This is a genomic window from Corallococcus terminator, assembly GCF_003611635.1.
Lineage (GTDB): Bacteria > Myxococcota > Myxococcia > Myxococcales > Myxococcaceae > Corallococcus > Corallococcus terminator.
In genome coordinates, this window is sequence record NZ_RAVZ01000018.1 from 39,877 (window position 1) to 51,974 (window position 12,098).

General features: G+C 67.7%; 10 protein-coding genes. 6 read left to right on the forward strand and 4 right to left on the reverse strand.

What is annotated here, in order from left to right; translation table 11 throughout:
* Positions 1-57 precede the first annotated feature (57 nt).
* From D7V88_RS04690 to D7V88_RS04710, 5 genes are all read left to right on the forward strand, one after another.
* The gene (locus D7V88_RS04690; RefSeq protein ID WP_120539382.1) at positions 58-2,025 is read left to right on the forward strand and encodes a discoidin domain-containing protein; all 1,968 of its coding nucleotides are present in this window, start codon (positions 58-60) and stop codon (positions 2,023-2,025) included.
* Between the two features lie 237 nt (positions 2,026-2,262).
* A complete protein-coding gene (locus tag D7V88_RS04695) occupies positions 2,263-2,814 on the forward strand; it encodes a chalcone isomerase family protein (RefSeq protein WP_120539383.1) in 552 nt (183 codons plus the stop codon).
* A 112-nt stretch (positions 2,815-2,926) separates the two neighbouring features.
* On the forward strand, positions 2,927-3,739 hold the full coding sequence (locus tag D7V88_RS04700) for an OmpA/MotB family protein (RefSeq protein ID WP_120539384.1): 813 nt from the start codon (positions 2,927-2,929) through the stop codon (positions 3,737-3,739).
* Positions 3,740-3,769: 30 nt separating this feature from the next.
* Complete coding sequence (locus D7V88_RS04705; RefSeq protein WP_120539385.1) at positions 3,770-6,388, forward strand: TonB-dependent receptor domain-containing protein; 2,619 nt, start codon at positions 3,770-3,772, stop codon at positions 6,386-6,388.
* A 4-nt stretch (positions 6,389-6,392) separates the two neighbouring features.
* Positions 6,393-7,280, forward strand: a complete 888-nt coding sequence (locus D7V88_RS04710; RefSeq protein WP_120539386.1) for a hypothetical protein — start codon at positions 6,393-6,395, stop codon at positions 7,278-7,280.
* Positions 7,281-7,299: 19 nt separating this feature from the next.
* Here D7V88_RS04710 and D7V88_RS04715 read toward each other — a convergent pair whose 3' ends face one another.
* Genes D7V88_RS04715 through D7V88_RS04725 form a run of 3 tightly spaced genes read right to left on the reverse strand, consistent with a single transcriptional unit; the run spans position 7,300 to position 9,642 of the window.
* The gene (locus D7V88_RS04715) at positions 7,300-7,869 is read right to left on the reverse strand and encodes a hypothetical protein (protein WP_120539387.1); all 570 of its coding nucleotides are present in this window, start codon (positions 7,867-7,869) and stop codon (positions 7,300-7,302) included.
* An 18-nt stretch (positions 7,870-7,887) separates the two neighbouring features.
* Positions 7,888-8,382: a hypothetical protein gene (locus D7V88_RS04720; RefSeq protein ID WP_244237982.1), complete on the reverse strand. Its 495-nt coding sequence runs from the start codon at positions 8,380-8,382 to the stop codon at positions 7,888-7,890.
* Positions 8,383-8,385: 3 nt separating this feature from the next.
* Positions 8,386-9,642 carry an Hsp70 family protein gene (locus tag D7V88_RS04725; protein ID WP_120539388.1) on the reverse strand — a complete coding sequence of 419 codons (1,257 nt, stop codon included), beginning with the start codon at positions 9,640-9,642 and terminating at the stop codon, positions 8,386-8,388.
* Between the two features lie 159 nt (positions 9,643-9,801).
* Here D7V88_RS04725 and D7V88_RS04730 point away from each other — a divergent pair, with 159 nt between their 5' ends.
* Complete coding sequence (locus D7V88_RS04730; RefSeq protein WP_120539389.1) at positions 9,802-10,569, forward strand: hypothetical protein; 768 nt, start codon at positions 9,802-9,804, stop codon at positions 10,567-10,569.
* Between the two features lie 158 nt (positions 10,570-10,727).
* Here D7V88_RS04730 and D7V88_RS04735 read toward each other — a convergent pair whose 3' ends face one another.
* The gene (locus D7V88_RS04735) at positions 10,728-11,615 is read right to left on the reverse strand and encodes an RNA polymerase factor sigma-32 (RefSeq protein WP_120539390.1); all 888 of its coding nucleotides are present in this window, start codon (positions 11,613-11,615) and stop codon (positions 10,728-10,730) included.
* Positions 11,616-12,098: the final 483 nt, after the last annotated feature.

Here is a 12,098-nt window from a genome sequence, read left to right on the forward strand (position 1 = left end):
TTAAATTGTAAAACAGGTAATACATGATGGGGCTTTCGTTTTCTTCAGGGAGGCACCATGCAACGGCTTCAATCGCTCCTGGGCGCACTGGTGACGGTGGCGCTCGTCGGATGTGGCGCGCCAGACGGCACTGAGTTCACGGGGCAGCACGCGGGCCTCGACACCGCGCCGTTCAACGTCACGCTCAACAAGCCGGCCACGGCCAGCGCCTCCCAGTCTCCGTTCCAGCCCGCGTACGCGGTGGATGGGAACATCACCGACGATGCTTCGCGCTGGTGCCCGGGCATCTACAACTCGACGCGGCAGCTTGACATCGACCTCCAGGGCACGTTCGACCTGATCCGGATGGAGCTCTACACCGGCTTCCGGGACACCAAACCCATCCAGCACTACGAGGTCTCCTACGACGATGGAACAGGATGGAAGCTCATCCCTGGCGCCAGCCAGAGCGCCAACACGAGCATCGCGGTGTCCACGACCTTCACCCAGACGGTGACGGCGAAGAAGGTGCGGCTCACCTGTCTGGATCCGCTGGCGGACAACTGCCGGGTGAAGGAGTTCTGGGTTTTCGGCTCGCCTAGTGGTGGCACCGCGAACCTTCCTCCGGTGGCCAACGCCGGACCGGATGCGTCGCTCACCCTGCCCGCGAACAGCCTCACCTTGAGCGGGAGCGCGACCGACGCGGACGGGACCATCGCCTCGCTGGCCTGGACGCAGGTGAGCGGCCCCACGGCGACGCTGAGCGGCGCGAACACCGCGACGCTGAGCGTGAGCGGTCTGTCCGCCGGGGTCTCCACCTTCCGGCTCACCGCCACCGACAACACCGGGGCCACGGCTTCCGACACCGTGAGCGTGACGGTGACGGCCCCGGCCGTGGTGACCAACATCGCGCTCAACAAGCCCGTCTCCGCCGGCAGCAGCAGCACCACCTACGTGCCGGCGTTCGCGGTGGATGGCTCACTGACCACCCGCTGGGAGTCGGCCTACAGCTTCCTGACGCACAACTATTTCGACGTGGACCTCCAGGGGCCGCACACGGTGCAGAGCGCGGAGCTGCACCTGTCCACCAGCACGACCGCGTCGTACGCGATGACGGCCTTCGAGCTGCAAGCGTGGGACGGGGGCTGCTGGAAGACCCTCCCTGGCACGGTGGTGGAGGGCAATCCGCTCAACAGCACGTTGAAGACGCTGACGTTCACCACCCCGGTCATCACCACGAAGGTCCGGCTGGTGTGCAAGGACGCGCCGTACTGCCGGCTGCGGGAGCTCAAGCTGATGGGGACGCCGAACGCCGTGCTGCCCACGGGCCCCACCACCTGCGCCGCCGGACAGCAGACCGTGGCGCGCGGCCCCCGCTATGACGCCGCCGTGTTCCTCCCCGAGGCCTACAACGACGACCGCACCACGCAGTGGCCGCTCATCATCGCGCTCCACGGCATTGGCGGCTCGACGCTCACCGTGGACCACACCGCGGTGCTGGCCAATCCGGAGGGGCTGGCGAAGCAGTTCAATTCCGCCAGCTTCCGCGCGCAGATGCAGGCCATCGTCATCTCCCCCAACCAGCGCATGCCGGTGACCAACAGCGGCAATGGTTGGTTCAACATCCCCACGTTGATGGGGATGCTGGAGGACGTGAAGAAGAACTACCGCGTGGACGCGGACCGCATCTACTTCACGGGCCTGAGCGGCGGGGCCAATACCAGCATCGACCTGGCCATGCTCCACACGGACACGCTGGCGGCCATCGTCCCCATCGCGCTGACCTCCACGCCCACCAACAGCCCGGACGTCTGTGACCTGAAGCCGCAGCCCATCTGGGCCTTCCATGGCGCGCTGGACACGCCGTCGCGCTCCACCAGCATCAAGGTCTGGCTGGACACGAAGTGCGGCGCGGGCTTGAGCGCGATGCGCGCGGTCACCGTCTATCCCAACGGCGGACACAACGGCGCGACGTGGGACACCGCCTACGCGGACCTGGCCCTCTACGACTGGCTGTTGCAGCAGCGGCTCAGCGACCGGCAGTAGCCGGGCCCCAGCCACGCAGCGGGAAACATCGAGGCGGGGCGACCGGATGTAGGACGCCCCGTGCCACCACCCCGTTTACCTCCCAACCAGGGAGTCACTTGCGCCCCCAACGTCCTTGCCAGAAGGTCCGGCTTGCCGTCCAATGGTGCACAAACCAATGATCGGCGCGGGTAGCGGTTTCTTGGAGAGTGCACACCGTTGCGATCACCGGCTCGGTAGAGGGTGAAGGGGAAGGCGATGAAGGGGACGGCGTTGAAAATGGGGGCGCGAGGGTTCGCGCTGGGGATGCTCCTGCTGGTGGGCGGTGTCGCCCATGCGGGACAGGCGGGCGGGGTCAACATGCCGGATTCCCTCCAGGTGGAAGGGCGCACACTCGCGCTCACCCACATGGAGCTGAAGAAGAAGCTCTTCTTCAACATCTACGTGTGGAGCCTCTACATGGAGGAGGAGCCCACCTGCTTCAAGCAGGCCGTGGCCTCCAACAGCCTGAAACGACTGCACTTCCGGTTCCTGCGCACCATCACCAAGGACCAGCTCGTGGGCAGCTTCCGCGAAGGCCTGCGCCAGAACCCCGCCATGCGCGAGGACGCCCTCAACCAGTCCCTGGAGAAGCTCCTCTCGTCGCTCCACGATGTGCGCAAGGGGGATGACCTCGTCCTCACCTACCTGCCCGGCTCCGGACTCCACGTCTCCGGCGGCGCGTCCGGCGGCGTCCACATCCCCGGCAAGCCCTTCGCGGATGCCCTCTTCAGCTCCTGGCTGAACACCCACCCCATCTTCCCCCAGTAGGCCTCCAGGCCAGGAAGTTGGTTCCCAAAGTAGATGCGCGTTTCTCCTAGGTTCTGGGCCCGAGAGCGGTAGTCTCGGACCCACCAACATCTTGTCAGGAGGAATCGCACATATGCGGACACGTCTGGTTCTGGCTGCCCTGGTTGCCCTTTCCACGGGTTGCGTCTCGCAGGGCAAGTTCAACGAGAAGGCCCTGGAAGCCGAAGGGCTGACGAAGAACCTCACGGACGAGAAGGCGGCGCGCACGGCCGCCGAGGCGAAGATCAAGGCGCTGGAGGAGCAGCAGGCCGCCCTGAACCAGGAGAAGGTCGCGCTGGAGACGCGCCTCAACGCCTCCGAGAACCGCCTCACCAGCGCCGCGGCCGAGCGCCGCGCCCTGGAGGAGAAGAACGCGCAGTTGGCCGCGCTCAACGACGAGCTGGCGCGCAACACGAAGAAGCTGGCGCAGGCCAAGGAGGAGCTGGAGAAGAAGAGCTCCGAGTACGAGAACCTGGCCCAGAGCCTCAAGCAGGAGATCTCCGACGGGAAGATTGAGCTGTCGGAGATGAAGGGCCGGATGACGGTGCAGTTGAAGGACAAGATCCTCTTCGCGTCCGGCTCCGCGCGCGTGGGCAAGGAAGGGCAGGAGGCGCTGGTGAAGATCGCCGACGCGCTCAAGACGGTGCGGGGCCGCATCATCCGCGTGGAAGGCCACACGGACGACGTGCCCACCGGCGGCGGTCAGTTCGCCTCCAACTGGGAGCTGAGCCTGGCGCGCGCGATGGCGGTGGTGCACTCGCTGCAGGATTCGGGTGTGGACCCGACGTCGCTGTCGGCGGCGGGCTACGGGCAGTACCAGCCCATCGTGGCCAACGACACGCCGGAGCATAAGAGCCAGAACCGGCGCATCGAAATCGTGCTCGCCCCCAGCCTCGGAGGGCGCTAGGAGGGTGCGCGGGAGACCCGCGCACCCTTCATGAAAACGCTCGCTTGCGTCGTCTGTCTATTGCTTGCGACCGGGGCTGCCGCACAGGCCCCGGACGCAGGTATTCCCGCTGGCGATGCTGGCGCTCCCACCGGCGTGCTGACGAAGCCGCCCGCGCTCTTGCGCCAGGTCGAAGCGACCTACCCGCCGGAGGCCGCCGCCCAGCAGTTGGAGGGCACGGTGGTGATGTTCATCGACATCTCGGAGACGGGCACCGTCACGAATGTCGAAATCACCCAGCCCGCTGGCAACGGCTTCGACGAAGCGGCCACCGCCGCGGTGAAGCAGTTCCAGTTCGAGCCCGCGGAGGTGGACAACGTCCCTTCTCCGGTGCGCATCCAGTACGCCTACCAGTTCGTCTTCCGCGCGCCGGAGCCGCCTCCGGAGGCCACCACCGACGGCGGCATCGCGGAGCCGCAGGGTCCGGTGAACTTCAGCGGCAAGGCGCTGGAGCGCGGCACGCGCAAGCCGCTGGTCGGCGCGGAGGTGGTGCTGACGGAGTTGGATCGCGCCACCGTGACGGACAGCGAGGGCCGCTTCTCCTTCCGGGGCGTCCCGGTGGGCACGCACCCGGTGGTGGTGGTGATGGGCAGCTACGACCGCTTCCGCACGCAGGAGACCATCGCGCAAGGGCAGGAGACGCAGGCCACCTACTACGTGCAGCGGCGCATCTTCAGCGCGTACGAGACGGTGGTGAGAAGCGACCGTGAGCGCAAGGAGGTGACGCGCACCACCATCCAGGTGGCGGAGGTGCAGCGCATCCCGGGCACGCAGGGTGACACGCTCAAGGTGGTGCAGAACCTGCCGGGCGTCGCGCGGCCCGCGTTCAACGGCGGCGCGCTGGTCATCCGTGGCACCAGCCCCCAGGAGTCCGGCGTCTTCCTGGACGGCCTGCGCATCCCCATCCTGTATCACTTTGGTGGACTCACCTCCGTGTACAACTCGGAGCTGCTGGAGGCGGTGGACTACCTGCCCGGCAACTTCTCCGCGTACTACGGCGACATCACCGGCGGCGTCATCAACGTGCGCAGCCGCGATCCGCGCACGGACCGGCTGCACGCCACGGTGGGCATCAGCCTGATTGAATCCAATGCGGTGGTGGAGGGCCCCATCACGGACACGCTGAGCTTCGCGATTGGCGGCCGGCGTTCGTACATCGACGTGGTGCTCAAGGCGGTGCCGTTCGACGACGACAGCCTCCAGGTGGCGCCGCGCTACTACGACGCGCAGGCGAAGCTGGTGTGGAAGCCGAACAAGCGCCACACCTTCACGTTGCAGGGGCTCACGTCGCGCGACCGGCTGGCGCTGCTCCTGGACCAGCCGGCGGATGGGGACCCTTCCGTCAACGGCGGCCTGGACGTGACGACGGGGTTCAACCAGTTGCGCCTGCGGCACCAGTACCGCGAGGGCAAGCTGACGTTGGACACGCACGCGCTCATCGGCAACACGCTCTTGGACTTCGCCATTGGCGAGCGCGGCCTGCGCATCGCGTCCACGGACCTGTTCCTGCGGCCCACGATTGAGTACGCGTTCAACGACGCGGTGTCGGTGGCCGGCGGTCTGGACGTGGTGACGAACCTGGCGAAGGTGCGCGCGAGCATCCAGCAGCCGCCGCGCGAGGGCGAGCCGCCGACTCCGCTGGTGGCGGAGGAGCTCATCAACATCGACGGCAACTTCACCCAGTACTACCCGTCCGCGTGGGCGGAGGTGCGGTGGCGGCCGGTGAAGGAGCTGCTGGTGGTGCCGGGCATCCGCACGGAGAGCTACATCTTCACGGATCAGCAGGAGGTGAAGCGCACGGTGAACCCTCGGCTGGCGGTGCGCTACGCGCTCACGGAGACGCTGACGTTGAAGGGCGGCGCGGGCGTCTACCACAGCCCGCCGGTGCAGGATGAGCCGTCGCCGGGGTTCGGCAATCCGGACCTGGGGGCGAAGCGGTCGCTCCAGTACAGCGTGGGCGCGGAGTGGCAGGCGCGGCCCGAGTGGTTCGTGGGCAGCGAGGTCTTCTACAACGACCTGGACGACCTCATCGTGCGCTCCAACGCGCGCATCATCCGCGACGGCGAATCGGTGCCGGAGGTGCTGAAGAACGGCGGCGTGGGGCGCATCTATGGCTTCGAATTGCTGATCCGCCGGGCGCTGACGGACCGGCTGTTCGGCTGGATTTCGTACACGCTCAGCCGCAGCGAGCGCCGGGACGCGCCGGATGCGCGCTGGCGCCTGTTCGACAACGACCAGACGCACGTGCTGACGGCCATCGCCAGCTACAAGCTGCCGAAGGGCTGGGAGGTGGGCGCGCGCTTCCGCCTGGCGTCTGGCAACCCGACGACGCCGGTGGAGGGGGCGCGGCGTGACGACACGACGGACGTGTTCATCCCGTACTACGGCGCGGTCAATTCGCAGCGGCTGCCGTCGTTCAACCAGTTGGACATCCGCGTGGACAAGAACATCATCTTCGACACGTGGAACCTGGACATCTACCTGGACCTGACGAACGCCTACAACAACCAGTCCGTCGAAGGCGTGGCCTACAACTACAATTACTCTCAGCGCGAGTTCTTCAAGGGCCTGCCCATCCTGCCCATCCTCGGCGCCAAGGGGAGCTTCTGACGCCATGCGCACTCCCGTCCTGTTGTGTGCCGCCCTGCTGGTGTTGAGCGCGTGCGGTCCCGACTTCGAATTGCAGAGTGAGATTCGCCGCGTGCGCGTGCTGGCCATCAAGGCGGAGCCCGCGGAGCTGGCGTTGGATCCGAACGCGTCCACCCTGCCGCCGCCGGTGACGTTCAACGCGCTGGCGGTGACGCCGGACGGACGTCCGGTGACGGTGACGTACGCGCTGTGCCGGCCGGATGTGAATCCCTACGGGGACACGGGCTGTCCGGGCGCGAACGGTGTCGCGTTGCAGGACGGGGTGTTGTCATTGAGCGACCCGGCGGTGCAGGCGCTGCTCATCGCGGCGTTCCAGGCGGCGACGGGCAGCACGGGCGGAGGGAGCGGGGGCGGGTTCGACTTCAACGACCCGACGGTGCGCGCGGTGCTGGAGACGGGGTTGCCGCTGTTCGTGGGGTACGAGGCGACGGACGGCAGCGGGACGCCGGAGGGCGTGGAGCGAGGGGTGCGGCGCATCACGCTGCGCTCGACCGGGACGCCGAACCTGAACCCGGTGATGCAGGACGTGCTGTGGGCCGAGGAGCCGCTGGTGGGGCCGCTGCCGCTGGACTCGGAGGTGACGTTCAGGCCGGTGTTGGCGGAGGGCAGCGAGGAGGCCTACTCCACGGCGGACGGGACGAAGACGGAGCAGGTCTTCTACAGTTGGTTCGCGACGGGGGATGGCGAGGTGAACTCGTTCCGTTCGTTGGAGCCGGTGGATGGCAAGCCCGGCGACCCGACGACGACCTACCAGACGTCCATGACGCCGGAGCGAATCACCCTCTGGGTGGTGGCGCGAGACGGACGGGGCGGCGTGGACTGGGCCATCCGCACGGTGGATGTGGGGCCCTGAGGTCCGAAGGTCCCCCCCGTCACAGGACGTTGTCGGGCTCGCTGGTGAAGAGCGCGTCGAACAAAGTCGTATGGGGCGGCTTCTTCCCCTCCACGACGACGGGCGCGGGGGTTGCCGCCACTTCCTCGGGCAGAGCGCGAACCTTGAAGCGTGCTTCCAGTTCCTGGGCGACACGGGCTGCTGTTTCGGCCATCGCATCAGGCATGGGACCCACGTGGATTCGCGCTTCGCTGCGCTTGCTACCCTCATATGCGAACGTGATGCCGTACACGGTGAAGACAGGCGCCAGGATGCTCATGCTTCCCACGACAGCCCAGGGCACGGGCGGGATGGGATATCCCTTCGCGGGAAAGAGGACGCACGTGAAGCACGCCTGTGACGTCGAGGTGCCGTCTCCCACGCTGAAGCCTGGGAACAAGCCTCGGAGGTCCTTGAGGAAGTCGTTCCACCGTTCGTTGTCGCGGAGGGCCTCGTTCCAGCGCAGGGCACGACGTGCGTGTTCAGGGCCGTTCTCCTCGGAGGCTTCTGTTCCTGGCGCCGGCCAATACTGTCTGGCGATGACCAGCAGTTCTTCCGGACTGAGGGACATGGCTTGAAGGCTCCGGCGTCAGAGGGTGTAGTCGCCAAATTGCACGGGAGTGGTCTTCTCGTGACACTGGCTCGTGAACAATGCTCCCGCGATGGACGCCTTGAACGTAGGTCGCAGGGCTGCCTTCAATGACTCGCAAAGCATTCCGAGCGGGGACTCCATCGTGGCGACGCCGAAGATGGAATACGTAGCCTCGTTGATGCGCTCCGCCGTGATGCGTTGGGCCAGCGCGGTGGAGACGGGGCCCTCGTGGTTGTGAAGAGGCGTCTCGACCCCGAACCTGCACAGGATGGCTTCGCCGGTGTTCTCGCGCGAAATCCGGATGTGGATGCAGGCCGCTCGCCGGCCTCCTGCTTCACCCGGGGTCGTCTCGCGGATCGTCACGAAGCGGATCTGCCGGGGCCTGATCTGCCCCGTGACGAAGGTCCTGCTCGCAGGCCCGACACACGCTGTCATCAACGTCAGCGCGGCGCCCGCCGCGAGCCAGCGCCGCCGTGCTGTGAGCCCACCCATGCTTCACCCCGCGAGCCACGAGGACGCGCGTCCCAGACCCTCCGCCACGGAGGTGAATGCATCCGCGGTGCGCACGCGCTCCTCACCGAAGCGCTTCACGTACAGCTCCCGCACCGCGGGAATCTGGGACGAACCGCCCGTCAGGAACACGGCGTCAATGTCCCTGGCCTCCGAATGCTTCGCCAACAGCCCTTCGGTGCACTGCGAGAGTTCATCCAGCAACGTGGCGCTCGCCGTGTCGAACTCGGCGCGGGTGATGGGCTCGTGCAGGCGGATGCGCGCCTCGTCGAAGTCGATGGTCGCCACGTCCTCGCTGGACAGCCGCACCTTCGCCGCTTCAATCGACCGGAACAGCCGGTAGCCCAGGTTGTCCATCACCAGGTCGTAGAGCGCTTCGATCTCCGCCGGCCGGTCGCTCGTGTCGAGCATCACCTCCAGCAGCTCCTGCGTGGACTTCTCCCGGATGAACGACATCTCATGCCAGTTCAGCAGCTTCGCCATCACGTGCTGCGGAATGGGCATCCGCTTCTCGCTGAAGCCCTTCACCTTGTACGTGGACCCCGCCCCGAAGCGCGGCAACAGCTTGTGTCGCATGATCTCCGCGTCGAACCGGTCACCACCGATGCGCACACCCGTGGACCCCACCACGTCCGGCCTGCGGTCCAGGTTCCCTCGGCGTGACGGCCCCAGCTTCATCAGCGTCAGGTCCGTGGTGCCGGCGCCGAAGTCCGCCACCAACACCAGCTCGTCGCGCGTCAGCCGCGCCTCGTATGCGAGCGCCGCCGCGATGGGCTCGATGAGGAACTGCACGTGCGTGAAGCCCGCAAGCTCCGCCGCCTTGCGCAGCCGCTTCTCCGCCAGTGCGTCCGCGTCCGGATCCGGCGTGAACACCGCGGGCCGCCCCATCACCACCGCGTCCGGCAGCTCGCCCAGGTGCGCCCCGGCCGACTCGCGCACGCGGCGCAGCAGGATGGCCACCAGGTCCTCGATGGTGAACGTGCGCCCCTTCACCTGCGTCGCCCGGAAGGACGAGCTGTGCAGGAAGGACTTCACGGACTGGATGAACCGCCCGTTGTTGTCCTCCAGGTAGCGCTGGATGGCGTCCGCGCCCGCGAAGATCTCCTTCTCTTCCTCCGCGAAGAACAACACGGAGCGGAACAGACGCGGCTCCGGCGTGTGGGGTTGCAGGGGCAACACGGTGCCATCCGGCAGGGCCAGGGCGGTGTTGCTGGTTCCGAAGTCGAGTCCGCAGGCGCGCATGGGGGGGCGCCCCTTATCGCCATTCCTCCGGTCGCGGTAGCCCCAAAGTGAGTGCCTGCCGTGGAGCGGGCAGGGCATCGGGCGCTCGCGGACCCATGGCTTGGTTCCCCGCGCGCCCTCGCCATCTTTGCCCTGTCATCCCTTCGACAGGAGAACCCCATGAAATCGCGCACGACATGGCTCACGGCGGGAGTCGCGGCACTGGTGGTGGGCACCGCCTGCCAGGACGGCGATCGCACCCGACAGGAAGGCACCCGGGCCGCGCCAGGGCAGGAGGTCGAGCAGGCCCAGGCCCGCTCGGAGGAGGCCTTCGACAGCGCCCGGGACGCGCAGAAGGAGGCCTCCCGGCAACAGCGCGAGGCCGCTCGGGCCCAGGAGGACCTCCAGCACAAGCAGCAGGAGCTCCAGGAGGCCCAGGCCACCGCCCAGAAGGAATCGCAGGAGGCCCAGGCCAGCCAGCAGCAGGCGCAGGCGCGCACCCAGCAGGCCCAGTCCGAGGCCCAGCAGGCCCAGGCGAGCGCCCTGGACGCCCAACGCCGGCTCCAGCAGGGGCTGACGCCGTCACGCGAGGTCGTGGGCCAGAACGCCCCCGTGGCGGCCCCGGTGGCCAACGCGCAGCCGTCCGCGCAGGACCAGCAGATCTCCGGCGAGGTGCTGAGCGCGAGCTCCCGCGAGGTGCTGCTCAGCCAGGGCGGAGAGCCCCAACTGCGGCTCCAGGTGGGGCCCACCACGCAGGTGCGGGTGGATGGCCGGGCCGCGAGCGCCGCGGACATCCAGGAAGGCGCGCAGGTGCGGGCCTCGTACCGCACGGATGCGAACAGCGGTGAGCCGCGGGCGCTGCGCATCGACGCCACGTCTCGCACGCAGCCAGCGGCGCCCGCCGCTCCGGAGAGTGGCGAGTCCTCGCCGGGTGTCGTACCCCGGTAGCCCGGACTGACTCGGCCCCGTTCCCTCGTGCCTTCCGCGAGGGTCCGGGGCCGGAGTGCCGCCGCACGAGCACCGGACATGACTCGGCCCCGTTCCTTCGCGCTTCCCACGCGAGGGTCCGGGGCCGAATCGCTGTCGCAGGTGTTGCGCCTCGCGCGTTACGCGGCGAGTTCCGCCTGGTCCAGGCCGGCCTCGGCCATCAGGTTCGCCAGCTCCGCCTTCAGCTTGTCCTTGGCGCGGATCTCCAACTGACGGGCGCGCTCGCGGGAGAACCCGAAGTGCTCGCCCAGCTCGCTCAACGTCATCTCCGAATCGCTCATCACGCGCTGCTCGATGATGAAGCGCTCGCGCGGGTCCAGGCGCGTCAGGGCGCGCTGCACCAGCGTGCGGGTGAGGCCCGCCTGCTGCCGGTCCGCGACTTCATCCGCGTGGGAGGCCGCCTCGGACTCCACGAAGTCCAGGTGCGTGGCGTCCCCGTCCTCACCCACCGGCGCGTCCAGGGACAGGTCCCGGCCGCCCATGCGCTGCTCCATCTCACGCACTTCCGTGGGCTTCACGTTCAGCTTGCGGGCGATCTCCTCCGCGTTGACGATGTGGCCGTCGCCGGCGCCCTGCTTCTCCAGCTCGCGGCGGGTGCGGGCCAGGCTGAAGAACAACCGGCGCTGCGCCTGCGTCGTGCCCAGCTTCACCAGGCTCCAGTTGCGCAGCACGTAGTTCTGGATGTACGCGCGGATCCACCACACCGCGTAGGAGATGAGGCGGATGCCCTTCTCCGGGTCGAACTTCTGCACGGCCTTCATCAGGCCGATGTTCGCCTCCTGGATGAGGTCCGACATCTTCAGGCCGTAGGAGCGGTACTCGTACGCCACCTTCACCACGAAGCGCAGGTTGCTCGTCACCAGGTGGTGGCCCGCGGACAGGTCACCGGCGCGGAAGCTGCGGGAGAGCGCCTGCTCCTCCTGCGGGCTCAGCAGCGGGTACTGGTTGATCTCCGAGAGGTACGTGGAGAGCGAGTCAGCAGAAGAGAAGGAGTTGGAAGCCTGCATGGGGGTCTCTCGGGGAAGAGGGCGGGATGTGTTCCGCTCGTTTGCTGCGACGGGAGAACCTTTAGCAATGCAGGTGCCAATGCCAGGTAACGACCAACCTCAATGATTCTGGTGGGTTGCGCGAAGGCGCTTCGATGCTTAGGGCGGAAACCGGCAGTTTTTACCGGGCCCTGATCCGAAGGTTCTTCCGGATGCCCCCCAGGGAGGGTTGCCTGCCCTCCGACCTGTGCGCAGGGGAGATCACATCCCACAGGGATGTAGGGACGGCTCGACTCCCCCACCAGGGGCCCGGTGGGGCGAGTGTCCTCCATGCGGCGTGCCTGCTTGCCCTCAGGGCCCGAAGGGGGCGAATTCGTAGCCCACGTCCACGCTCCCGATGCTGGGGGTGCAGCGACCACTCACGCCAGGAAGCTCCGCCTTCCAGCAGAGGTGGGTGCCGGGCGTGTCGGAGACGTCCACGAGGGTTTCGGCGGGGCCCGGGGG

Coding starts and splice junctions, on each gene's coding strand:
- D7V88_RS04705 (WP_120539385.1), top strand. CDS start 3,770: ATGAAAACGCTCGCTTGCGTCGTCTGTCTATTGCTTGCGACCGGGGCT.
- D7V88_RS04720 (WP_244237982.1), bottom strand. CDS start 8,382: ATGGGTGGGCTCACAGCACGGCGGCGCTGGCTCGCGGCGGGCGCCGCG.
- D7V88_RS04690 (WP_120539382.1), top strand. CDS start 58: ATGCAACGGCTTCAATCGCTCCTGGGCGCACTGGTGACGGTGGCGCTC.
- D7V88_RS04725 (WP_120539388.1), bottom strand. CDS start 9,642: ATGCGCGCCTGCGGACTCGACTTCGGAACCAGCAACACCGCCCTGGCC.
- D7V88_RS04730 (WP_120539389.1), top strand. CDS start 9,802: ATGAAATCGCGCACGACATGGCTCACGGCGGGAGTCGCGGCACTGGTG.
- D7V88_RS04735 (WP_120539390.1), bottom strand. CDS start 11,615: ATGCAGGCTTCCAACTCCTTCTCTTCTGCTGACTCGCTCTCCACGTAC.
- D7V88_RS04715 (WP_120539387.1), bottom strand. CDS start 7,869: ATGTCCCTCAGTCCGGAAGAACTGCTGGTCATCGCCAGACAGTATTGG.
- D7V88_RS04710 (WP_120539386.1), top strand. CDS start 6,393: ATGCGCACTCCCGTCCTGTTGTGTGCCGCCCTGCTGGTGTTGAGCGCG.
- D7V88_RS04695 (WP_120539383.1), top strand. CDS start 2,263: ATGAAGGGGACGGCGTTGAAAATGGGGGCGCGAGGGTTCGCGCTGGGG.
- D7V88_RS04700 (WP_120539384.1), top strand. CDS start 2,927: ATGCGGACACGTCTGGTTCTGGCTGCCCTGGTTGCCCTTTCCACGGGT.